The sequence below is a fragment of the Nocardia sp. NPDC005998 genome (assembly GCF_040614395.1).
Taxonomy (GTDB): Bacteria; Actinomycetota; Actinomycetes; order Mycobacteriales; family Mycobacteriaceae; genus Nocardia.
The window spans coordinates 1-21,924 of sequence record NZ_JBEXUI010000052.1 but is presented as its reverse complement, the minus strand read 5'-3'; the positions used below and the strand labels follow the sequence as shown (position 1 = coordinate 21,924).

Below are 21,924 nucleotides of genomic sequence, written 5' to 3'. Positions count from 1 at the left end.
AGCACCCCGGCGTCGGCCGCGGCTGTGCGCATGCTGAGAATCAATGCTGTACACCAGCAAGAACTTTCGTTTGGAATAGTTACCGTTAGGATCAGGCCCCGTGGCTGACACGATGGTGTGGGCGGGGCAGCCGTCCGTCGAGGAATCCGAACCCGGGACGGCGCAATCGAACAGACGTGGGGGCTGGACCGGGCCGATCGCGCTGATCGCGGGCCTGTTGGGCGCATTGTTCGCGGTGGCAGTGCCGCTGCTGCCGGTGCGCGTGGACGCGGCGGCGCTGAGCTGGCCGCAGTCCGGTTCCGCGCGCAGTATCGAGGCGCCGCTGATCTCCTATGCACCACTGACTTTCGACGCGACCCTGCCGTGTACGGCGATCAACCAGCTGAGCGCCAAGGGCGGCACGCTGGTGGCGACCGGACCCAATGGTGCACCGGATCTCGAGCGATACGGATTCGTCGCGCGGGTACAGGCCGCGGCGGATGCCCCGGCGCGGCTGGATGTGGTGCTGCGCAACCAGGCATTGCTCAGTCTGCCGGTGGCCGAGTTGGTTCCGGGCTGTGAACTCACCGTGCACGCCGACAACACCACGGCCACGGCCACTTTGGTCGGATTCGAGACGCCCGGGTTCCCGGCAGTGCTCAATGGCGACTATCGGCCGCAGCTGGTCGGCATCTTCAGTGATCTGGCCGCGGCCGACGGTGCGCACGTCAGCGCTGAACTCGACACGCGATTCTCGTCCACGCCCACGCCGCTCAAGCGCGCGGCGATCTGGCTGGCGGTGCTGTGCACGATTGTTTCGCTGGTTGCGCTGTACCGACTCGATCGGCGCGATGGTCGGCGGGTGCGCCGCTTCCTGCCGCAGCGCTGGTGGACCGTCTCACTGCTCGACGCCGTGGTGCTCGGCACCATGCTGGTCTGGTACTTCATCGGGTCGACGACCTCCGATGACGGCTACCAGTTCGGTATGGCGCGCGCCTCGGGCGTCGCGGGCTATATGGCCAACTACTTCGCCTACTACGGGGTGCCCGAAAATCCGGTCGGCACACCGTATTACGACCTGATCCGGATCATGACGCAGATCAGCACCGCCAGCCCGTGGGTGCGGCTGCCCGCGCTGTGCTGCGGTGTGCTGATGTGGCTGCTGCTCAGCCGCGAGGTGGCGCCGCGGCTCGGCGTCGCGGTGCGGCGCAACCGCGTCGCGATGTGGACCGGTGCGCTGGGCTTCCTCACCATCTGGCTGGCCTATGACAACGGACTGCGTCCGGAACCGCCGGTGGCGCTGGGACTTCTGCTCACCTGGTGTCTGGTCGAGCGCGCCATCGCGACCCGGCGGTTGCTGCCCGCCGGATTCGCGATCCTGGTCGCGGCCTTCGCCTGTACCGCGGGGCCCTCCGGCGTCATCTGTATCGCGGCGCTATTGGCCGGATTGCGGCCGGTCGCCCGGATCATCATGGCCCGCATCGACACTCGGGGTTCGGCGCGCGTACTCGGTTACGCGATGCTGCTCGCACCGCTGCTCGCCGCCGGTGCTGTCGCGCTGGCGATCATGTTCGCCGATCAGCCGCTGGCGGCGATGTTCGAGATGAAGCGCATCCATCACATCGTCGGCCCGGATGTCGAGTGGTTCAACGACTATCTGCGCTACCAGTACCTGTTCCAGGGTGAGACCGACGGCTCCGTCGGCCGCCGGATCGGCGTGCTCGCGATGTTCGCCGGGCTCATCGCATGCGTACTCGTGTTGCTGCGCAAGGGCGGTCGCATCCCGCTGACCGCTGCTGGCCCGACCCGGCGCATTCTCGGTGTCACCGTCGGCGCGCTGCTGCTGATCATGGTCACGCCCACCAAGTGGACCCATCACTTCGGTGTCTACGCGGGGGTGGCCGGAGCCGTTGCGATGGTGACCGCCATGGCGGTCGCACCGCGGGTGCTGCGCGCGCCGCGCTACCGCGCCCTATTCGCCGCGGCGGTCGCGTTCCTGCTCGCGCTGGTGTTCTCCGGTCCCAATAAGTGGTGGTATGTCTCGTCCTACGGCATTCCGTGGTGGGATAAGCCGCCGGTGATCGCCGGGCTCGAGCTGAACAAGCTGTTCCTGCTCGCCACCGTCGCATTGCTCGCGGTGGCCGCGTGGTGGCATATGCACGCACCGGAACCCGGTACACCGCACAAGGTTTCGCGATTCGCCTGGCGGGTGTCGGTGCTGCCGCCGCTGACCATCGCGCTGGCGCTGCTCGTGGTCTGGGATGTCGGCTCCTTCGCCAAGGCGGCCGTGGCCCAGGGGCCGGCCTTCTCGCTGGCGCGCTCGAATATCGAGGCGCTGACCGGGAAGACGGCCGGTTTGGCCGGACACGTACTGGTCGAATCCGATCCCAATGCGGGCATGTTGCAGCCACTGACCGGCGACGCGGTGAGCACGCTATCGGGCACCGGGACCGGATTCGCCGGTGCGGGCGTGGCGGCCGATCTGCGTCCCGATGACGATTCGAGTCCGACCGGTAGTATCGCCGATGCGTTGAGCAGCAAGTCGGCCTCGGAGAACACCGCTGGAACCGCCTCTCCCGCCCTGCCTTTCGGACTGAATCCGGCGACCACACCGGTGCTGGGCAGCTACGGCTCCGGTGACGCGGGACCCGCCGACCTGACCACCGGCTGGTACCGGCTTCCCGACCCCGGCGACCGCACCGGCATTATCGCGCTGACCGCGGCGGGCCGGATCAGGTCGGTCGATGCCGACGGTATCGTCACGCCCGGGCAGACCCTCGAAATCGAATACGGCGCAACCGATTCCGCGACCACTGCGCAGCCGATGGGCAAGGTCACCCCGATCGATATCGGACCGGCGCCGTCCTGGCGCAATCTGCGCCTGCCGTTCACCGAAATCCCCACTGGCGCAGACGTTATCCGCATTGTCGCGATCGACCGCGACCGCAACCCCAAGCAGTGGCTGGCCGTCACCCCGCCCCGCGTTCCGCAGACCAGAACGCTGAATGAGGTTGTCGGCTCCCAGGTCCCGGTCCTCACCGACTGGATGGTCGGCCTGCAATTCCCCAACCAGCGCCCCTACGACCACCGTGACAATATCGCCGAAGTCCCTGCCTACCGCATCCTCCCGGACCGTCCCGGCGCCGAGATCACCACGCTATGGCAGAGCCATGACGGCGGCGGGCCGCTCGGCTGGTCCAATATGCTGCTGCGTCCACGCACCCTCGCCACCTACCTCGACCAGGACTGGCGGCGGGATTGGGGCGAACTGCAACAACTGACCCGCATCGACCCCAAGGCCGATAGCGCCGCACCCGAGATCACCCAGCAGGATCACTCCGGGCTGTGGACCCCTGGTCACATCAACACCGCCTACTGACCAGCGCCGCTGAACCTGTCGGTTCCCACGCGTGGCTTCTACTCTGACGGAGAAGTCACGACCGGGGGGTACTGCGATGCCGCTGAAGGTTCGGCAGATGCTGGAAATACTGGAGGCGGACGGATGGTGCGTGGTGCGTATGAAGGGCAGCCATCGGCAATTGCGGCACCCGACGAAGCTGGGCGCGGTAACAGTCGCAGGTAAGCTCAGTGCCGACATCCCGATCGGTACCGAGCGCAGTATCCGCAGGCAGGCGGGGATCTGATGGAGATGACAGTGAGTACTTACGCGATCATCATCGAGCGTGGCGAGACCGGTGGCTATGGTGCCTATAGCCCAGATCTGCCCGGCTGTGTCGCGGTGGCGGACGAGCAGGATGAATGTCTGCGACTCATGATCGAGGCGATCGAGTTCCATCTCGCGGGTTTGCGCGAGGATGGCAAGCCGATCCCGCATCCGAATACCGTGGCCGCGACGACCTTCACGACGGCCGCATGAGGTCGATTCGCGGCTAATGGTTGACGCTGTCGGTGGCGATTCGGGTAGCGAGGGCGGCCAGGTCATCGGCGGTGAAGCCCAGGTAGCCGTGCAGGATTTCGCGCCAAGGGGCGGGAATGGCGGTGGCGCCCCAGCGGGCGCCGAGCAGGCCGCCCGCGATGGCGGCGGTGGTATCGGTGTCCCCGCCCGCGCGGACGCAGAGTTCGAGAGCGCGGGGGAGGTGCTCGGGGCCGGCGGCGTCGGCGGTGGTGATGGCCCACCAGAGCCGGTCAGTCGCGATCTGCGAAAGTCGACGGTTCGGGTTCGGCGGCCCCGGCGCCCGGCCGCCCGCGCCGCCGCCCACGCACCAGCGCATCGGCGGTGAAGATCGCCAGTGCGGCCCAGATGAGCGCGAATCCGGCCCACCGCGACGCGGGCATGGACTCATGCGCGACGGCCACGCCCCAGGCCATCTGGAGCGCCGGAGTGAGGTACTGCAGCAGTCCCATGGTCGAGAGCGGAACCCGTTGAGCGGCAACGGCGAACAGCAGCAATGGCAACAGGGTGACCGGACCGGTCGAGATCATCAATCCGGAATGTCCTATGCCGCTGGCGAATTCACTGCGACCGGTCACCGCGAACACGATCACGAAGGCCAATGCGAACGGCGCGGCCACCAACCCCTCGGCAGCGATGCCGTGCAGCGCGTCCAGCGGCATCACCTTTTTCACCAGCCCATAGGTGGCGAATGAGCAGGCCAGTGCCAACGCGATGAGCGGCGGCCTGCCGTAGTCGACGGTGAGCACCACGACCGCCAGCGCACCGAGTCCGAGCGCCGCCCACTGCGCCCTGGCCAGGTGCTCACGGAAGATCAGCACACCGAATGCCACGGTCACCAGTGGATTGATGAAATAGCCGAGCGCGCACTCCACCACATGTTCGGAGGTGACGCCGTAGACGTACACGCCCCAGTTGATCGATAGCGCGGCGATGGCCACCGCGGCCATCCGCCAGGTCCGCGCGCCGATCCCACGCAGCCCACCCAGCTGGCCGGTCACCGCGAGCACGACCAGCACCAGCAGCACGGTCCACAAGATTCGCTGCGCCACCACCTCGGCCGGGTCGGCGAAGGACAGTAGCCCGAAGTATGCGGGGAACATGCCCCAGATCAAAAAGGCGCCGGTACCGAACACTACGCCGGGGACTGTTCCGCTTCGCTGCATCCTGCCGACGGTAGTTCTCGGTAGCCTTGCGGTCATGTCGATAACCGTGTCAAAGACGGCCGTCACCGGGCTGACCGCGGCGGAGGTCGAGCAGCGTCGCCGCGACGGGCGCACCAACGATGTGCCGGACCGGGCCAGCCGATCCGTGCGCGATATCGTCCGTGCCAACGTCTTCACCAGGATCAACGCCATCCTGGGCGTGCTGTTCATCCTGGTGCTCGCGACCGGTTCGATCATCGACGGCATGTTCGGTCTGCTGATCGTCGCCAATAGCGCGGTCGGCATCATCCAGGAGATCCGCGCCAAGCGCACCCTGGACCAGCTGGCCATTGTCGGCCAGGCCAAGCCGACCGTGCGCCGCGACGGCAAGGCGCAGGAGGTCATGCCGAATGAGGTCGTACTCGACGATCTGATCGAGCTCGGTCCCGGCGATCAGATCGTCGTCGATGGCGCCGTCGAGGAATCCGCCCTGCTCGAGGTCGACGAATCGCTGCTCACCGGTGAGGCCGATCCGGTGGACAAGCCGGTCGGCGCGGCGGTGATGTCCGGCAGCTATGTCGTCTCCGGTTCCGGCGCCTACCGCGCGACCAAGGTCGGCAAGGACGCCTACGCGGCCCAACTGGCCGCGGAGGCCAGCAAGTTCACGCTGGTGAAGTCCGAGCTGCGCAGCGGTATCGACACCATCCTCAAGGTCATCACCTACCTGCTGATCCCGGCCGGTCTGCTGAGCATCTACAACCAGCTGTTCTCCAGTAAGGAGTCCTGGCAGCCCGCGGTGACCGGCATGGTCGCGGCACTGGTGCCGATGGTGCCCGAGGGGCTGGTGTTGATGACCTCGGTCGCGTTCGCGGTCGGCGTCGTGCGACTCGGCCGGCGCCAATGTCTGGTCCAGGAATTGCCCGCCATCGAGGGGCTGGCCCGGGTGGACGTGGTCTGTGCGGACAAGACCGGCACACTCACCGAGAACGGGATGCGCCTGTCGGATATCAAGACGCTCGGCTCATTCGACGACGCCGAGGTGCGCCGGGCCCTGGCGGCCATGGCGGCCGACGATCCGCGCCCGAATGCGAGCGTGCAGGCGATCGGCGAGGAGCTGACCGATAAGCCGGATTGGCAGCACACCGCGGTCGCGCCGTTCTCCTCGGCGAAGAAGTGGAGCGGTTTCTCCTATGGCGAGCACGGCGACTGGCTGCTCGGTGCGCCCGACGTGCTGCTCGATCCGAGCTCCGAAGACGCCCGCATCGCAGAGGAACTCGGCTCGTCGGGTCTGCGGATTCTGCTGCTGGCGCGCAGCGACCGTCCCGTCGATGCCGCCGATGCTCCCGGCACCGTTGATCCCGCCGCGCTCGTCGTACTCGAGCAGAAGGTGCGTCCCGATGCCCGAGAAACCCTGGATTACTTCGCCAGCCAACAGGTTTCGATCAAGGTGATCTCCGGCGACAATGCCGTCTCGGTCGGCGCGGTGGCGTCCTCGCTGGATCTGCCCGGCGGCGATCATCCGGTCGACGCCCGCGAATTGCCCGAGGACCGTGACGCGCTCGCCGATGTGCTGGAGCACGAGACCACCTTCGGCCGGGTGCGTCCGGATCAGAAGCGGGCCATGGTGGCCGCCTTGCAATCGCGCGATCACACCGTCGCTATGACCGGTGACGGTGTGAACGATGTACTGGCGCTGAAGGATTCCGATATCGGCGTGGCGATGGGCTCGGGCAGTCCGGCCACCCGCGCGGTCGCGCAGATCGTCCTGCTGGACAACAAATTCGCTACGCTGCCGTATGTGGTCGGTGAGGGCCGCCGGGTGATCGGCAATATCGAGCGGGTCTCGAATCTGTTCCTCACCAAGACCGTGTACTCGGTACTGCTCGCCTTCCTGGTCGGTATCGCCGGTATCGGCTCGCAGATCTTCGATTACGATCCGATCGGATATCCGTTCCTGCCGCGGCATGTCACGATTGCGGCCTGGTTCACCATCGGCATCCCGGCCTTCATCCTGTCGCTGGCTCCGAACAATGAACGCGCCCGTTCCGGATTCGTCTCACGCGTTATGCGTTTGGCGATTCCGTCCGGTGTGGTGATCGGCGTCGCCACTTTCGTCGCCTACCTGATCGCCTACGCGGGGCCGCATGCCACCCCGGAGCAGAAGGAGCAGGCGGGCACCACGGCGCTGATCACGCTGATCATGATCGCGGTGTGGGTGCTCGCCATCGTCGCGCGGCCGTATGTGTGGTGGAAGGTGGTGCTGATCGGCGCCTCGATCCTCGCCTATGTGCTGTTGTTCACAATTCCGTTCACCAGGCATTTCTTCAAACTCGACCCGTCGAATGTCGGGCTCACCACCGCGGCGTTCATCTGCGGGGCGGTCGGCATCGTGCTCGTCGAGGCCGCGTGGTGGATCGCCGCCGCTGGTCGCGGCGAGAAGCACTCGCTACTTCCGAGCTCACCGGGCGGGGGTGCCTGAACAGCTGGACGGGTGACTCGCCGCGCTGCGAGATACCTTGTGCGAAGCGATCATTCGGGGTTGGAGTACCTTCTCGACTATGGAGGTATTGCTGCACCAGATCGACGCGTTCGCCGACGCACCGTTCTCCGGCAACCCAGCCGCGGTCATGCCGCTGCCCACCTGGCTGCCGGACGAGCTGCTGCAACAGCTGGCCGAGGAGAACAACCTCGCCGAGACCGCCTTCTACACCTTCCAATTACCCGTCGAGGCGGGCGGGCCACCGGGGGAATGGCCCGCCTGCCACCTGCGCTGGTTCACCCCGACGATGGAGGTGGACATGTGCGGCCACGCCACCATGGCCACGGCCGCGCAGATCCTCGAGGATATTCACCCGGGCGAGGATCGGGTGAGCTTCTTCACGCGCAGCGGCTGGCTGCATGTCGACCGCACCGATGACGACGAATACATACTCGACCTGCCCGCCTTGGAATCCAAGGAGGTCACGCCCGATCCCGCACTGGTGGACGCGCTCGGTGTGCGCCCGGTGCGCGCATACACCGGATTCGACGAGGTGATCGTGCTCGGCTCCGAACGTGAGGTGCGCGCGGCGCGGCCGAATTTCGCGGCCTTCCCGCCGCTCGCCTTCGACGCCGTGATCACCGCGCCCGGCGACACCGTCGACTTCGTCTCCCGGGTCTTCGGACCGGACCTCGGTGTGGTCGAGGATCCGGTCACGGGATCGGCACATGCCCAGCTGGTTCCGCTGTGGAGCCGCGAATTCGGTCGTACCCGACTCAGTGCGCGTCAGCTGTCCCGGCGCGGCGGCAGCCTGCGCTGTGAACTCGCCGGCGACCGGGTGCTGCTCATCGGACGGTGCCGTCGGTACCTGGATGGTGTTGTGACACTGCCGGATTGAAGTCGGCGGAGTCGATGCGCCTCGCCTACTGCACCGATAAGTGACACCATGACTACTGATCCGGTACCGCGCCGTCGTCCGGACCGGGCAGGGCGAGGTCCTGGTACTCGGGCAGTAGCGGGACGATGGCGAAGCTGGTGGCGACCGCGTCTGGGGGTAGCGCCTGGACAGCGCGGATCCCATTCTGGGCGGCCAGATTTCGGAGTTCCGAGAGTCGGCCACGAACCACGAGACCGACGGTGCATGCGCATCCGGCGCGCAGGCGGGCCACCGATACCGCGGTGATGCGGCTGGTGCGCTCGTCGGCGGGGTGTTCGGCCAGCAACTGCCAGGCGGCGTTATCGGCGGAGGCGACCGCGACGGAATTGCCAGCGGGGAGTTGGACCGTGACGATCGGGGTGTGCACGCGGGGGATCGACACGTGGTGGCTGGCCGCGGCGATGCGCAGACCGCCGCTGTGTGCCGGAATCTGGTTGGGGGTGAGCGGTTCGGTGAACGAGACCAGTGCCCAATGATCACTGGTGTCCGGGCCGGAGAGCGAATCCCGAGCCCGCGCAAGATAATCCGCGACCGGCTCGCCCCGTTCGGGGCCGAGCCGGTCGGTGGAGATGCCCGATGGACGTGGCGGGTTCAGCGCGCCGAGCAGCACGATGAGCACCGCGAACCCGACCGCCGCAATGGCGATCGCGATGCGGCGCAAGAGCATCGAGTCAGGCATTGCGCAGCACGTCGAGCGCGTGCTTCAGATCGTCCGGATACTCGCTGGTGATCTCCAGGTAGTGGCCGTCGACCGGATGGTTGAACCCGAGCGAACGCGCGTGCAGCCATTGCCGTTCCAGGCCGAGCCGCTCCGCCAACCGCGGATCCGCACCATAGGTGAGATCACCACAGCATGGATGCCGGATCGCGGAGAAGTGCACGCGGATCTGGTGGGTACGACCGGTTTCCAGATGAATATCGAGCAGACTCGCGGCCTGAAAGGCCTCGACGGTGTCGTAGTGGGTAATGCTCGGTCGCCCGTCCGCGGTTACCGCGAACTTCCAGGCGTCACCACGGGCCCGGCCGATCGGCGCGTCGATGGTGCCGCTGCTCGGATCCGGATGTCCCTGCACCAGTGCGTGATACCGCTTATCGACGGTGCGCTGCTTGAATGCCCGCTTGAGCACCGTATACGCGTGCTCGGACTGCGCGACCACCATCACACCGGAGGTGCCGACATCGAGCCGGTGCACGATGCCCTGCCGTTCGTGCGCACCCGAGGTCGAGATGCGGTAGCCCGCCGCGGCCAGTCCGCCGACCACCGTCGGACCGGTCCAGCCGACGCCGGTATGCGCCGCGACGCCGACGGGTTTGTCCACCGCGACGATGTCATCGTCGGCGTAGAGGATTTTCATCCCCTCCACCGGGACCGCATCGATGGTGAGTTCGCGCTTGGGTTCCGGAAACTCGACCTCGAGCCAGGCGCCCGCGACCAGGCGATCCGATTTGCCCGCGGCGACGCCGTCGAGCTGCACAGAACCCTCCTCGGCCAGGGTGGCAACGGCGGTGCGGGACAGGCCGAGCAGTCGGGACAGGCCGGCGTCCACGCGCATGCCGTCGAGCCCGTCGGGTACGGGCATGGTCCGCGTTTCCCTCATGCCGCCACCTCGCGGGCGCTCGGTACCGGCATCAGCGATGCCCGCTGTGACATGATTCGCTCGCTCATGCCGCCGTCCCCTTGCTGCTGGCCGTACCGTTGGCGCCATTGTCCGACGGTTCGTCCTCGGAGGTCGTGGCGGTCTCGGTCGCGGCCTCCTCGGAGCGGCCGTGTCCGGTGCGTGAGCCGTCGGGCTCGAAACCGAAGACCGTCAGCACCACCAAAAGGATCGCGCCGCAGACGATCGAGGAGTCGGCCAGGTTGAACACCGGCCACCAGCCGACCGCGATGAAGTCCACCACATGGCCCTGCAGCGGACCCGGCGCACGGAACAACCGGTCGACCAGATTGCCGAGCGCGCCGCCGAGCACCATGCCGAGGCCGATCGCCCACCACAGCGAGCGCAGCGTGCGGCCGATGCGGATCACGCCGATCACGACGGCCGCGGCGACCAGGGTCAGCAGCCAGGTCATGCCGGTCGCCATGGAGAACGCCGCGCCCGGGTTGCGCACCAGCGACAGCCGCGCGAAATCGCCGATGATCGGCACCGGATCGCCCGGGGTGAGCTTCGCGACGACGATGGTCTTGGTGAGCAGGTCCAAACCGAGCAATACCGCGGCGATGATCAATAGCGTGGGTAGCCGCAGCGGTGCGGCGGCCTTCCCGGAATCAGCGGTTGGCGTCGGTGTTTCTGTCTCGTCGCTGGGCGGCACCGCCCCATTGGCGGTGTTGTCCTCGGACGGCCGGTCATCACTCACGTCGACCATCATCTCTCGAGCGACGACCTGCCCTGCGCACGCGGTCACCTGCATGTCCCAGCTGACACTCAGGAAGCGGTCGTACTCTGATGCTCGTGACGGCATTGTCTTCCCCCCACATACCCCGAATGGCGCGCTCGGGTGTGTTGTTGATGGTGCTCGCGGTCGGACTGTCCGCGTTCGGCGTCGGCTGTAGTGACGGCTCCGATGCGCGCGTGGAAACCGACAGCACCGAGCCGCTCGGCATCGGAAAGGAAGTGACCGTGCCGATCTCGGCCGCGGTCGCCACCGTCATCTCGACGGGAGAGGAGCCGCGGTCGCTGCTGCGTCCCGGCTATCCGGTGGGCACGGTGCAGCAGGTGACGTTGCGCACCGATCATCACATCGAGCAGCAGATCAATGATCAGCCGCCGAGCGACTTCTCCTCGCCAGCGCTGACGATTCCGATGACGGCGCAGACCGATGCCGACGGTGTCGAACTGACCCTCGGCACCATCTCCACCCCGGATCCGTCGCTGGCCAAGGCGCTCACGGCCGCCGGTGGATCGCACGCTGGATTCGATATGAGCGACCTCGGTGCGATCACGGCGCTGCGGCTCGCCCCGTCGCCGGACACCTCCAATTCCGCCCGCGCGGCCCTGGAACAGGCCTTCTATCAGGCGGTCTACCGTTCGATCACCTTTCCCGACCAGCCCGTCGGCGAGGGCGCTGTGTGGACGGTGCGCCAAGAGGTCGACGGGGGTGTCGCGCTCGACCAGGTGACCACCGCGACGCTGACCAAGCGCGACGGCGACCGGCTGACCATCGAACTCGAGGTGACCCAGCAGCCGAAGTCGCCGGTGTGGACGCTGCCCAATAACGCGGGCACGCTCGACATCAAGGATTACGTCATGCAGGGCGCGGGCACGATCACCGTCGACCTCGGCTTGCCACTGCCGGTGGCCGGATCCATCACCGTCGGCGGGCATCAGGCCTACCGCGATCCGCGCAGCGCGAGCATGCTGCAGCAGACGATCAATACGCAGGTCACCTGGAACGAATGAGCGCGGCCTCCGGTTTGCGCAGCAGCCGCAGGTCGGGGGATCAAAGCGCCGATCCAGGCCTCTTTGTCGGATTCGAGGAATAGGCTCGCACCTGTCCGACAAACGCCTCGATCGGAGGTATTCCATGTCCGATGTCAAACCGATCCCTGACGGATATCCGGTGGTCTCGCCCGGGCTGGCGATTGATGGCGCGGCCGCAGCCATAGATTTCTACAAGCGCATCTTCGGCGCATCGGAGCGGATGCGCGTGCCGGGACCGGAGGGCAAGGTCGCGCACTGCGAACTCATGTTCGGCAATTCGCTCGTCATGGTCGGCGATCCGGCTCCCGATATGGATTTCCTCGACCCGAAGACGGTCGGCGGCACACCGGTCAACCTGTATGTCTACGTCCAGGACGCCGATGCCGCCTTCGCCGCAGCCCTCGCCGCGGGCGCCAAGGAACTCACCCCCATGACCACTCAGTTCTACGGTGATCGCAGTGGTGCGTTCGAGGATCCGTGGGGTCACCGCTGGACCGTGGCCACCCATGTCGAAGATGTTCCGCCGGACGAGATGGACCGGCGGATGGCCGAACTGTTCGGCGGCGTCTGACTTTTGCCCGGGCTGGTAGGCCGCGCGGACATATGCCGCGCGGCCGGACTCGAGGTGCGAGGACCTACCCGAGCGCGATCGAGTCGCCCTCGACGTGCACCGATTTCGGGGCGAGTGGCCGGGTGGCCGGACCGTTGACCACCGAGCCGTCGAGGCCGAATTTGCTGCCGTGGCAGGCGCAGTTGATAGTGCCGCCGGATACATTGGCGACCTTGCAGCCCGCATGCGTACAGGTCGAGTCCAAGCCGACGAATGAACCGGCAGTGGGCTGGGTCACCACCACATCGCCCTTGATCACACCACCGCCGACCGGCACCTCGGAGGTGGCCGCGATCGCATTTTGCCCGGCGGGTGCTTTCTGTCCGGGCGGTCCCGCGGCGGGTGCGGGTGCTTGGGGCGTGTTTGCCTTGCCGTAGGTGGTGCACGCGGTGAGCGCGGCCGCGGCGGCTGCGGCGCTCGCACCCGCGATCACGACGGTGCGGCGGTTGAGATGGGGATCATTGCTGGTCATAGCGAACTCCGATCAGAAAGATTCAGAACGTGATGCCGTTGTGCTGGAAGAACCACAGGGCCGAGGTGAGCCACAGCCCGGTCAGTCCGGTCAGCACCAGACCGCCGGCGGCGGGAATCATCCAGCCGGGCAGGCCCTTTCGGGTCAGCAGCAGCATCTTGGCGACGAACGCGCCGTAAAAGAAGCAGCCGAGCAGGGAATGGATGAGCACGCGGTTCTCGTAGTCTTGAAAACCCAATGCGTACAGGCAGTGCACGGCGACCGGAACGGTGACGAGTACGGCCAGGCGGCCGGACCACACATGGGCGGCGGCGATCCACGACGGGGTCTTGGCGAAGAGCGCGTCGAGTTTGCCGTACATGGCCAGCGCCGAAAGGAATTGGAACAGCGCGAGCGCGGTGGCGAGGGTGGCCAGCCAGGTCTTCACCGCAACTGGACTGGAGAATCCGGCCACATTGATCGAAAAGAACCGTGGCTCATGCTGTTTCGCGTATACGCCGAGCAGTACCGATATCGCCGCGCCGACGAGCAGCGGTAGGACGATGGCCGCCGCCGATGCCCGGCTCGGATTCGCCCGGATCGTCGGCGCTTCCCGATCAGCCGACACTGTCACCACCACTTATCTTGTTCGCCGTGATCTTCTTGCCATTGACGACGGCCGTCGCATCGGGCGCGAGGGTGACCGCCGGTGCGGTGGAGCCGTCCGGATTGCGCTGCACGCCGGTGACCCCGCCGTTGGCGTCGACGATCCAGCTCTGGCGAGTCCCGGCCTCGCTGTAGATATAGAGCCCGGCGGGCGGCTGTACCGGGTTAGCGGTGTAGTTCCACTGCTTGCCGCCGATCCAGAGGGTGCCCTGCACCGACTTGCCGTCGAAGGTGCCGGTCAATGTGGCGTCGTCCTTGCCGGTGAGCTGCAATGACCCATTCGTCGTGCTGCCACGTAGCCAGGATTCGATCGCTTTGCCGTCACAGGCGTAGGCGATGGCCTTATCGCCCGCGACGGTGATCTCCAGCGTGACGGTGCCGCCGGAGGCGAGCGGGATCTTGCCCACGTAGTCGGCCTTGGCCGGGAAGGGCGCGGCCGCGGGCGTCGTGGTGCTAGGCGGTGCCTGCGTCGTGGGTGCGGTGGTGGTTGCCGCCGTGTTCGTCTTGGCCGTCGACGGTTCGGTGTCCTTGGACATATTGATGACCAACACGATGAGGCCGAGTACGGCCACTGCCGCCAGCGTGAGCCACGGTCCCAGTCGTTTCATAGGGTCTCCTCGATGAGCGGCCGCAGGTGCCGCTGTTCGAATTGTCTACGTGGCAGACCCACCCAGCGGTTCAAACCGGCATCCGCGGCAATCGTCGAGCGGCGTGTCACCGAGCGTGTCGGTTCTTACTGATCGGTCAGTGAGGTGAGCCTGCTATCAGGGCGAATCCGTTGCGGTCAGATGCTGTCGGAATCCGCGGACCGCGACTGCCGAGCGGTACCAGCATCGGCGGTCGGAGCGTGGAAACCGCGGTGTGCGGAGGTCCGGTGGATCCGGCCACAATCGCCGATGTGGTTGCGCGCCTGGTGGATCGGTCGCTGGTACACGCGTCCGGACGGCGGTACCGACTGCTGGAATCGGTGGCGGCGTTCAGTGCGCAGAGGATGTCACCGGCCGGGCTGAGGTGTCGCTGTCATGCTGGTGATCGCGGCGGCGAGGTCTCTCGCTTGCGCTGGAGTCAGGTCGGCACCGGCGGCGTGGGCTGCGGTAAAGGCTGAATCACCCAGGGCGGCAATGATTTTGGTGGTGGGTCGGTCGATGTCGTGGCGTTCGGCTGGCAGCAGGGGGATGCCGTTGGTGATGCGTACGGCCTCGGAGGTGCCCAAGAGGGTTGCGGCGGTTTCGTATTCGCCCAGTTCGGTGGTCGCGGCGGCCAGGGCGGCGATGGCGAAGGTGGTGTCGCGGGGAGCGGCGATGCGCTGGGCGCCGTCGAGGGCGGACAGGTGCAGGGCGAGGGCGGCGGTCGGGTCGCGTTGTTCGAGGACGTAGCCGAGTTCGACCTGGAGCATGGGCAGGAACAGGGGTGTTTCCGCGTCGCTGGTGGGGGTCGACTCCAGCAGTTCGCGCAGGATGCGTTCGGCCAGGTCCGGATTGCCGTCGCGACGGGCCGTGCAGGCCGCAACGATGGAGGCGAACAGGCGACCGGGAGCGTAACCGTGTTCGGCGGCGACGCGCAACGCCTGGTCGGCGAGGGCCGCGGCGCGGTTGAATTCGGTGTGCTGCATGCAGATCCAGCCGAGCCAGCACAGATGGGTGCAGACCTGCCCCCACAGCTCCAATTCCTGCGCCAACCCCAGTGCGTCGGTGTGGATTTCCATCGCGCCGCGCAGATCGCCGGTCAATTCGGCCAGCCCGCCGAGCCATTCGGCCGCCTGCAGGCGACCCCAGCGGTCATCGATTTCGGCGAAGATGTGGGCGGCTGCGCGGGCATGCCGCGCCAAGGCGGGCAGGTCGACGCGGCTGTGCGCCGCCTTGGCCAGCGCCACATGCGCGGTCGCGACGGCCCACCGGTCACCGAGCTGTGCACCGACCGGCAGCGCCTGTTCGATGACCGCCTCCAGCTCGGGGAGATCACCGGATTCCAAGGCGGAGAAGGCAACGAACAATGCCGCCCGCGCGCGCCCCACCGGATTGTCGACGCTATCGAAGGCGGCGAACACCTCCGCCCGCCGCGCCGCCCCATCGGCGAATTCACCCTGCTGGAAGGCGAACCCGAGATCCCACGCCAGTGCGCGGGCCCGCAATTCGGCCGAACTGCTCTGGGGCGACTCGCCCTTGCGCGAATCGTTCTGGCGCGAATCGAGCTGCGCTGAATCGTGCGGGGCTGAGTCCCCGCCAGCCAAGTCGCTGTGGGGCGAACCGCTGCCCTGGGCTGCATTGCCGTGCGCCGAACCGCTCTGCTCCGAATCATCCTGGGGCGCACCGCTCTTGGGCGTGTCGTTCTGCCCCGCAATGTCCTGCGCCGAAGCTCTTTGCGCCGTATTGCCTTGGGGTGAACCGCTCTTGACCGGATTCCTCTGCACTGAACTGCTCGGCGCCGAATTCCTCTGGCCGGAGTCGGACAATGCCAGGGCGGCGGCGAGCCAGCGGCGCGCTTCCCCGAATCGGCCGCGCAGGAGCCAGTACCAGGCAAGGGCATTGACCAGGCGCAGGGCGTGTTCCGCGTCCGCCACGCGCACGAATCCATCCAGTGCGGTGCGCAGATTCGCGCTTTCGCTGTCGAGTCGGCGTAGCCAGCGTTGCTGGTCCGCGCCGTAGAGTTCGGGTTCGGCCTGCTCGGCGAGGTGCAGGTAGTACAGGTGGTGCGCGCGGTACACCGCCTCGAGTTCACCCGCCTCCGCGAGCCGGTCCACACTGAACGCCGCTACCGATTCGAGCAGTCGGTACCGCCGTCCGGACGTGTGTACCAACGACCGATCCACCAGGCGCGCAACCACATCGGCGATTGTGGCCGGATCCAGCCGGACCGGTGGGAACGCGGTGTGACCGCCATCCGCCGTAGTGTCGACATCGATCCGGCGGGCGATAGCGCCCGCGTCGCGGATGGCCGAGTGCGGCCCGGTCGCCTCGTGTTCGGCGGGGCGGGTGCTGGCCGCGCGATCGTCGTTCGGCGCAGGAGGGGCGAGACCGGCGTCGGTACCGCCGCCATTCGCCCAGCCGAGACCGGTTGCCGGGGTCCCGTCGGCACGCGATCGGGTGCCACCAGCGGGGAATGCTGCGGTGCGGCCGTGCGCGGTGGCTATTGGGTTTGCGGCGCATACGGTTTCGGCGGCATCGAGGGTGCAGCTGCCCGTGTGCACCGCCAAGCGGCGCAGCACCGTACGTTCGGTGTCGTCGAGCAGCCCCCAGCTCCAGTCGATCATGGCGGTGAGTGTCTGCTGTCGCGGCGGGGCACCGCGGTGCCCGGTGGCCAGCAGGCGGAAACGGTCGTCGAGGCGGGCCACCATTTCGTGCACGCCGAGGGCGCGGACTCGGGTTGCGGCCAGTTCCAAGGCCAGTGGAATGCCGTCGAGTCGACGGCACAGGATGGCAACGGATTCGGCGGTGTCGGTGTCGAGGTTGAAATCGCGGTCGCTCGCTCGGGCACGTGTGACGAAAAGCTCTACAGCACTGGACTTTTTGACTTCGGCGAGCCCGACATCGGCAGCGGGCACGGCCAATGGTTCGACCGCGACGATGTCCTCACCGGGCAGCCGCAATTGTTCGCGGCTGGTCGCCAGGATGTGCAGCTTCGGTGCCGCGCCGAGTAGCAGTTCGGCGAGGTCGGCCGCGTGGTCGACGACGTGTTCGCAATTGTCCAGGACCAGCAGCAATTCCTGATCGGCCAATACCTCGCACAGCAGGTCCGTCGGATCGGCGCCACCGGTGGCGCGGATACCGAGCACCTGCGATACCGCCTCGGCCAGCCAGGAGGTGGCGTCGGTCGAGGTCGGCTGCAATGGCGCGAGCTCGATCAGCCAAGTGCCGTGTGGGAAGCGCTCTTTCAGCCCGGCGGCGGTCGCCAGCGCCAGGCGGGTCTTGCCGACGCCGCCCGGTCCGGTCAGCGTTACCAGCCTGGTCTCGGATACCGCCTCGCGCAGTCGCGCCACCTCCTCGTCCCGCCCGATCAATGCGGTGCGCTGGGCCGGGATATTGGAGCTGCGCCGCCGGACCACGTGCTCCGGTCGCGGCGCGGCGACCTCCAGCTCCTGACCGAGGATCGAGCGCTGCAGCGCAACGAGTTCCGGGCTCGGATCCAGACCGAGTTCATCATCGAGATGGCGGCGCAGATCCTCGTAGCTCGCCAGCGCCTCGGCCTGGCGTCCGGCACCGTAGAGTGCACGCAGTAGTGCGGCCCGAAGTCGTTCGCGCAGTGGATGTTCGCGCACGAATACCGCGAGATCGCCAGCGACCTCACGATATTCACCGAGCGAAAGCCGTGCCTCGGCCAACTCCTCGACCGCGACCAGGCGCTGCTCCTCGAGCTGTGCGATGACCGGTCCGGCGAATTCGGCATCGCGGAAATCGGCGAATGCGGGTCCACGCCACAATCCCAGCGCCTCGGTGAGTGCCGCGACGCGGGCGGTCGTATCGGTGGCGGCACGCGCCGTGGCGATCAGCGAGCGGAATCGCAGCGCGTCCACCTCGGTACCGACCAGCCGGTACCCGGGCGGCGGTGACACCACCAGATCGCGTCCGCCGGGTTCGGCATCCTCGAGCGCCCTGCGTAATTGTGACGCCTTCGCGGCCAGCGTGCCCGCCGGATTGCCCGGCGGATCCGCGGCCCAGATGTCATCGACGAGCCGATCCGCCGACACCGGCTGACCACCCGCGACCAGCAGATCCGCCAGGAGTGCACGCACCTTCGCACCGGGAATCGGCACCACGGTGCCGGCATCGGTCCACACCGTCAACGGACCGAGCACACCGAAACGCATATGCGCAGCTTAGCGGGGGCGTCGCTGTCCGGAATCGGACCGTAAACAAACCGGAAGGCCACGCGCCCAGAGTTGGTGACAACGCAGGAACACCGACCAGGGAGCCCGATATGAAACTCACCACCGCGATCGCCACGTCCATCGCAGCCACCGTGACCGCACTGGTCACCGGCTGCGGATCCGAGAGCGCGAAGGCCCCGGCGCCCGGCGCCTATGCCGACGTCAACGGCCTGCACATGTACTACGAGGTGCACGGCCCCGCCATCGATCAGCCCCCGCTGGTCCTACTGCACGGCGCGCTCTCGGGCATCGGCACCGATTTCGGCCAGCTGATCCCGGAACTGTCCAGGACCCGGCGCGTCATCGCGATCGAACAGCAGGCGCACGGCCACACCGCCGATATCGACCGCCCGCTGGGCTATGAGCAGATGGCCGAGGATACCGTCGCCCTGCTGCACAGCATCGGCGTGCAGCGCGCCGATATCCTCGGCTACAGCATGGGCGGTGGCGTCGCACTGCAGATCGCGCTCACCCATCCGGACCTGGTGCGCAAGCAGATCATCGCCGCCGCCAGCCTCGATGTGAACGGCATCAAACCCGGTCTGATGGAGGGCATTGCCGACATTCAGCCCGAAATGCTTTACGGCACACCGTTCCACAATGACTACCTCGCGAATGCGCCTCGCCCCGAGGACTTCCCGCGGTTGGTCGCCAAGGTCGGCGAACAGGATAAGAACGCGACCCCGACCTTCCCGGTCGAGGCCGTCCGCCGGATCACATCGCCGACATTGACGATGGTCGGTGACGCCGACATCATCCGGCCCGAGCATGCCGTCGAAATGTTCCGCGTCTTCGGCGGTGGCGCGATGGGCGACACCCCGGCGGGCCTGCCGAACGCACAGCTGGCGATCCTGCCCGGCACCTCGCACATCACCCTGGTACACCGCCCCGACCTGCTGCTGTCCATCATTCCGGCATTCCTCGACGCGCCGATCAAGGCCGCACCGTGACCGAGCGCGCGATCGGGGCGCTACCTCATGCGCAGTCCGGGGTAGCGCATCAGCGCCTGCGCATCGCGATGATCATCGGCTCCACCCGCACCGGCCGCTTCGGTCCGACCGTTGCCGAATGGGTCGCGGGCCGTATCCACCACCGCCGCGACCTCGACCTGGACACCATTGACCTCGCCACCGCCGGACTGCCCGATCAGCTGACCGAGCCGACTCCCACGCCGGTGCGCGAACTCGGGCAGCGCCTGGCCGCTGCCGACGCCTTCATCGTCATCACTCCCGAATACAACGGCAGCTTCCCGGCCGCGCTGAAGAACGCGATCGACTGGTTCGATGTGGAATGGGCGGCCAAACCGGTCACCGTCGTCAGCTACGGCCGCGACTCCGATGGCAGCCGCGTCACCGCCCAGCTGCGCCAGATATTCGGAGAACTCAACGCCGTCCCGATCCGCCGCACCGTCCCGGTCGCGCGGGCATGGCAGCGCTTCGCCGCCGACGGCAGCTGGCCCCGCCGCGATCCCGAACTCGATGCGGCGATGGGTGTCACGCTGGACCAACTCACCTGGTGGGCAACGGCTTTGCGGGCAGCCCGCCTGCGGGACGCCTTCGTCGTCTAGCAGGCCTGGTGCGGTGCGGGCATGCGGTGGGCGAGCAGAAAGCGCATCAGGTTGCGCTGGACCTCGATGCCCCCGTCGTCCTGAACGATGCGCGCCCCGATCACGTGCTCGGAGAGCAGCGGTGTGGTGAATTGCGCCAGCTCACATCCGCGCGGACTGTCGTAGTGCTCGGCGGTGAGTGGGATCGGGAGACCCGGTCCGGCGGCGAGAGCCTCCTGACGCGTCGGCACGGTCGGCACCGAACCCGGATCCGCGAGGTTATCGGCCTCGCGCCACTGCGCGAGGTTGCTGCGGCCGATCACGTAGTTGCTGATCTCGTCGAAGAGGGACTGTAGAAAATACGTCGGCATCGTGCGGGCGCGAGTATCCATCGCGTCGATGATCAGCTGGCCACCGAGCTCGGATCGGTAGGGCGCACCGGCCATCGGCGCGATCGCCGCATAGAGGTCCGGGTAGGTGGCGCCCAAATTGGTGGTCATCGCACCACCCGCGGAGTACCCGCCGAGATAGACGCGCGAGCGATCGAGTTGGAATTCATCGATGAGCGTGGTGGTGATGCCCGCGATGATGGACGGCTCGCCCTGGCCGCGTTCGCGGTTCTCGGCTTTGTCCCAGTTCCAGCAGAATTCCTTATTGGCCGCCTGGTCCTGGATCGGATAGGCGAGCACGAAACCCATTTCGTCGGCCACCCGGGTGAGCGAGAAGCCGGTCGGCTGGCCGTCGGTGAGCGGGTCGCTGCAGCCGTGCAGGTACACCATCAGCGGCCTACCCGCACTGCTGCCCGGCGGTACATGCAGGTAGTAGCAGCGGGTGCCCGCGGCATTGGTGTAGCAGCGTTTATCGATCTGGGCTTGTGCGCGCGGTGCACCGAGCAGCAGCGAAGTGGTGGCGATCAGAAAGGCGCCGACGACAGCGCAGAGACGGGTCGCGGCAATTCGCACGTCGGGAATACTAGCCGGGCGCTGAACTTCGGCGGCAATCGTGTGTCCGCCGACGCGGCGGGGCGGACCCGGTCCCCCTCATCATTGCGGTGGCCGGGTCCGCCCGGGAGCGTCGCCTAACTGCGCGCGATGGCCTCGAAGACCTTCGGATCGACGAGGGTCGACGTATCGCCGAGTTCGCGACCCTCTGCGATATCGCGGAGTAGGCGGCGCATGATCTTGCCGCTGCGGGTCTTCGGGAGTTCCGGGACGATATGGATTTCCCTGGGGCGGGCAATGGGGCTGATCTCCTGGGAGACAGCGGCTTTCAGTTTACCGATCAGCACATCGCCGGAATTGTGCGCACCCGCGGTGAGGATGACGAAGGCGACGATGGCCTGACCGGTGGTGGCGTCGTTCGCACCGACCACCGCGGCCTCCGCGACCGACGCATGTCCGACGAGCGCGGATTCCACCTCGGCGGTGGAGATCCGGTGTCCGGAGACATTCATGACATCGTCGACGCGGCCCAGTACCCAGAGATCGCCGTCGGCGTCGAGCTTGGCGCCGTCACCGGCGAAATACCAACCGCGCTCGGCGAATCGGTCCCAGTAGGTCTCGCGGAACCGATCCATATCGCCCCAGATGCCGCGCAGCATCGAGGGCCACGGCTGATCCAATACCAGCAGTCCGGAACGGCCGTGTTCGAGTTCGACGCCGTCGTCATCGACGATCTTCGCGGAGATACCGGGCAGCGGTGTCATGGCCGCACCCGGTTTGGCGGCGGTGACGCCGGGCAGCGGGGAGATCATGATGGCGCCGGTCTCGGTTTGCCACCAGGTGTCCACAATCGGAGTCCGGTTGCCACCCAGCACCTCTCGGTACCAGCGCCAGGCCTCCGGATTGATCGGCTCGCCGACGCTGCCGAGCAGCCGGATGCTGGACAGATCGTGGGCGCCGGGAATCTCCTTGCC

Annotated in this window: 19 protein-coding genes and 1 pseudogene; 9 read left to right on the top strand and 11 right to left on the bottom strand. The window is 67.1% G+C overall.

Going from position 1 to position 21,924, the window contains the following annotated elements:
* Positions 1 to 100 precede the first annotated feature (100 nt).
* The 3 genes from ABZ293_RS38240 (at position 101) to ABZ293_RS38230 (ending at position 3,856) form a co-directional block, all read left to right on the top strand.
* Positions 101 to 3,358 carry an arabinosyltransferase domain-containing protein gene (locus ABZ293_RS38240; protein WP_355188967.1) on the top strand — a complete coding sequence of 1,086 codons (3,258 nt, stop codon included), beginning with the start codon at positions 101 to 103 and terminating at the stop codon, positions 3,356 to 3,358.
* A gap of 97 nt (positions 3,359 to 3,455) precedes the next feature.
* Positions 3,456 to 3,623 carry a type II toxin-antitoxin system HicA family toxin gene (locus ABZ293_RS38235; protein ID WP_355188965.1) on the top strand — a complete coding sequence of 56 codons (168 nt, stop codon included), beginning with the start codon at positions 3,456 to 3,458 and terminating at the stop codon, positions 3,621 to 3,623.
* Between the two features lie 11 nt (positions 3,624 to 3,634).
* Complete coding sequence (locus tag ABZ293_RS38230; RefSeq protein WP_355188963.1) at positions 3,635 to 3,856, top strand: type II toxin-antitoxin system HicB family antitoxin; 222 nt, start codon at positions 3,635 to 3,637, stop codon at positions 3,854 to 3,856.
* Positions 3,857 to 3,869: 13 nt separating this feature from the next.
* Here the strand turns inward: ABZ293_RS38230 and ABZ293_RS38225 are convergent.
* Together ABZ293_RS38225 and rarD are read right to left on the bottom strand one after the other, a co-directional pair.
* Positions 3,870 to 4,118: pseudogene (locus tag ABZ293_RS38225) on the bottom strand (ADP-ribosylglycohydrolase family protein); the annotation flags it as partial.
* A 7-nt stretch (positions 4,119 to 4,125) separates the two neighbouring features.
* Positions 4,126 to 5,058 (bottom strand): EamA family transporter RarD, encoded by a 933-nt coding sequence (gene rarD, locus ABZ293_RS38220; RefSeq protein WP_355188961.1) that lies wholly within the window; start codon positions 5,056 to 5,058, stop codon positions 4,126 to 4,128.
* Positions 5,059 to 5,092: 34 nt separating this feature from the next.
* Between rarD and ABZ293_RS38215 the strand changes: the two genes are divergently transcribed.
* Both ABZ293_RS38215 and ABZ293_RS38210 read left to right on the top strand, forming a co-directional pair.
* Positions 5,093 to 7,516 (top strand): HAD-IC family P-type ATPase, encoded by a 2,424-nt coding sequence (locus ABZ293_RS38215; RefSeq protein WP_355188959.1) that lies wholly within the window; start codon positions 5,093 to 5,095, stop codon positions 7,514 to 7,516.
* A gap of 79 nt (positions 7,517 to 7,595) precedes the next feature.
* Entirely contained in the window at positions 7,596 to 8,414 is an 819-nt protein-coding gene (locus tag ABZ293_RS38210) for a PhzF family phenazine biosynthesis protein (protein ID WP_355188957.1), read from the top strand.
* Between the two features lie 52 nt (positions 8,415 to 8,466).
* On the opposite strand, the gene ABZ293_RS38205 is transcribed toward ABZ293_RS38210, so the two are convergent.
* The 3 genes from ABZ293_RS38205 to lspA all read right to left on the bottom strand — a co-directional run bounded on the left by ABZ293_RS38205 (position 8,467) and on the right by lspA (position 10,820).
* Positions 8,467 to 9,132 carry a hypothetical protein gene (locus ABZ293_RS38205; protein WP_355188955.1) on the bottom strand — a complete coding sequence of 222 codons (666 nt, stop codon included), beginning with the start codon at positions 9,130 to 9,132 and terminating at the stop codon, positions 8,467 to 8,469.
* Positions 9,125 to 10,051 carry an RluA family pseudouridine synthase gene (locus tag ABZ293_RS38200; protein ID WP_355188953.1) on the bottom strand — a complete coding sequence of 309 codons (927 nt, stop codon included), beginning with the start codon at positions 10,049 to 10,051 and terminating at the stop codon, positions 9,125 to 9,127. Before ABZ293_RS38200 ends, ABZ293_RS38205 begins: the two co-directional genes overlap by 8 nt.
* Before the next feature lie 64 nt (positions 10,052 to 10,115).
* On the bottom strand, positions 10,116 to 10,820 hold the full coding sequence (gene lspA / locus ABZ293_RS38195; RefSeq protein ID WP_355188994.1) for a signal peptidase II: 705 nt from the start codon (positions 10,818 to 10,820) through the stop codon (positions 10,116 to 10,118).
* A gap of 77 nt (positions 10,821 to 10,897) precedes the next feature.
* Here lspA and ABZ293_RS38190 point away from each other — a divergent pair, with 77 nt between their 5' ends.
* Entirely contained in the window at positions 10,898 to 11,851 is a 954-nt protein-coding gene (locus tag ABZ293_RS38190; RefSeq protein WP_355188951.1) for a hypothetical protein, read from the top strand.
* Between the two features lie 124 nt (positions 11,852 to 11,975).
* Positions 11,976 to 12,443: a VOC family protein gene (locus ABZ293_RS38185; RefSeq protein WP_355188949.1), complete on the top strand. Its 468-nt coding sequence runs from the start codon at positions 11,976 to 11,978 to the stop codon at positions 12,441 to 12,443.
* 64 nt (positions 12,444 to 12,507) lie between these two features.
* Here ABZ293_RS38185 and ABZ293_RS38180 read toward each other — a convergent pair whose 3' ends face one another.
* The 4 genes from ABZ293_RS38180 to ABZ293_RS38165 form a co-directional block, all read right to left on the bottom strand.
* Complete coding sequence (locus ABZ293_RS38180) at positions 12,508 to 12,954, bottom strand: Rieske (2Fe-2S) protein (protein WP_355188947.1); 447 nt, start codon at positions 12,952 to 12,954, stop codon at positions 12,508 to 12,510.
* A gap of 22 nt (positions 12,955 to 12,976) precedes the next feature.
* Positions 12,977 to 13,561 carry a DUF6529 family protein gene (locus tag ABZ293_RS38175; protein ID WP_355188945.1) on the bottom strand — a complete coding sequence of 195 codons (585 nt, stop codon included), beginning with the start codon at positions 13,559 to 13,561 and terminating at the stop codon, positions 12,977 to 12,979.
* A complete protein-coding gene (locus tag ABZ293_RS38170) occupies positions 13,551 to 14,207 on the bottom strand; it encodes a hypothetical protein (protein WP_355188943.1) in 657 nt (218 codons plus the stop codon). The genes ABZ293_RS38175 and ABZ293_RS38170 overlap by 11 nt, the downstream gene beginning before the upstream one ends.
* Before the next feature lie 386 nt (positions 14,208 to 14,593).
* Positions 14,594 to 18,403: a BTAD domain-containing putative transcriptional regulator gene (locus ABZ293_RS38165; protein ID WP_355188941.1), complete on the bottom strand. Its 3,810-nt coding sequence runs from the start codon at positions 18,401 to 18,403 to the stop codon at positions 14,594 to 14,596.
* Between the two features lie 110 nt (positions 18,404 to 18,513).
* On the opposite strand from ABZ293_RS38165, the gene ABZ293_RS38160 reads away from it, so the two are divergent.
* Together ABZ293_RS38160 and ABZ293_RS38155 are read left to right on the top strand one after the other, a co-directional pair.
* Positions 18,514 to 19,413, top strand: coding sequence for an alpha/beta hydrolase (locus tag ABZ293_RS38160; RefSeq protein ID WP_355188939.1), 900 nt, complete (start codon positions 18,514 to 18,516; stop codon positions 19,411 to 19,413).
* Positions 19,410 to 20,030, top strand: coding sequence for an NAD(P)H-dependent oxidoreductase (locus ABZ293_RS38155; protein ID WP_355188937.1), 621 nt, complete (start codon positions 19,410 to 19,412; stop codon positions 20,028 to 20,030). Before ABZ293_RS38160 ends, ABZ293_RS38155 begins: the two co-directional genes overlap by 4 nt.
* Here the strand turns inward: ABZ293_RS38155 and ABZ293_RS38150 are convergent.
* Positions 20,027 to 20,971: a PHB depolymerase family esterase gene (locus ABZ293_RS38150; protein WP_355188935.1), complete on the bottom strand. Its 945-nt coding sequence runs from the start codon at positions 20,969 to 20,971 to the stop codon at positions 20,027 to 20,029. The genes ABZ293_RS38155 and ABZ293_RS38150 overlap by 4 nt on opposite strands.
* Positions 20,972 to 21,087: 116 nt before the next feature.
* A partial coding sequence (locus tag ABZ293_RS38145) for an AMP-binding protein (protein ID WP_355188933.1) occupies positions 21,088 to 21,924 on the bottom strand: 837 nt, incomplete at its 5' end.

Excerpts from the sequence above, each read along its gene's own strand:
- ABZ293_RS38185 (WP_355188949.1), top strand. The coding sequence starts at position 11,976 with ATGTCCGATGTCAAACCGATCCCTGACGGATATCCGGTGGTCTCGCCC.
- ABZ293_RS38160 (WP_355188939.1), top strand. The coding sequence starts at position 18,514 with ATGAAACTCACCACCGCGATCGCCACGTCCATCGCAGCCACCGTGACC.
- ABZ293_RS38210 (WP_355188957.1), top strand. The coding sequence starts at position 7,596 with ATGGAGGTATTGCTGCACCAGATCGACGCGTTCGCCGACGCACCGTTC.
- ABZ293_RS38165 (WP_355188941.1), bottom strand. The coding sequence starts at position 18,403 with ATGCGTTTCGGTGTGCTCGGTCCGTTGACGGTGTGGACCGATGCCGGC.
- ABZ293_RS38180 (WP_355188947.1), bottom strand. The coding sequence starts at position 12,954 with ATGACCAGCAATGATCCCCATCTCAACCGCCGCACCGTCGTGATCGCG.
- rarD (WP_355188961.1), bottom strand. The coding sequence starts at position 5,058 with ATGCAGCGAAGCGGAACAGTCCCCGGCGTAGTGTTCGGTACCGGCGCC.
- ABZ293_RS38215 (WP_355188959.1), top strand. The coding sequence starts at position 5,093 with ATGTCGATAACCGTGTCAAAGACGGCCGTCACCGGGCTGACCGCGGCG.
- ABZ293_RS38170 (WP_355188943.1), bottom strand. The coding sequence starts at position 14,207 with ATGAAACGACTGGGACCGTGGCTCACGCTGGCGGCAGTGGCCGTACTC.
- ABZ293_RS38205 (WP_355188955.1), bottom strand. The coding sequence starts at position 9,132 with ATGCCTGACTCGATGCTCTTGCGCCGCATCGCGATCGCCATTGCGGCG.
- ABZ293_RS38235 (WP_355188965.1), top strand. The coding sequence starts at position 3,456 with ATGCTGGAAATACTGGAGGCGGACGGATGGTGCGTGGTGCGTATGAAG.
- ABZ293_RS38190 (WP_355188951.1), top strand. The coding sequence starts at position 10,898 with ATGCTCGTGACGGCATTGTCTTCCCCCCACATACCCCGAATGGCGCGC.
- lspA (WP_355188994.1), bottom strand. The coding sequence starts at position 10,820 with ATGATGGTCGACGTGAGTGATGACCGGCCGTCCGAGGACAACACCGCC.
- ABZ293_RS38200 (WP_355188953.1), bottom strand. The coding sequence starts at position 10,051 with ATGAGGGAAACGCGGACCATGCCCGTACCCGACGGGCTCGACGGCATG.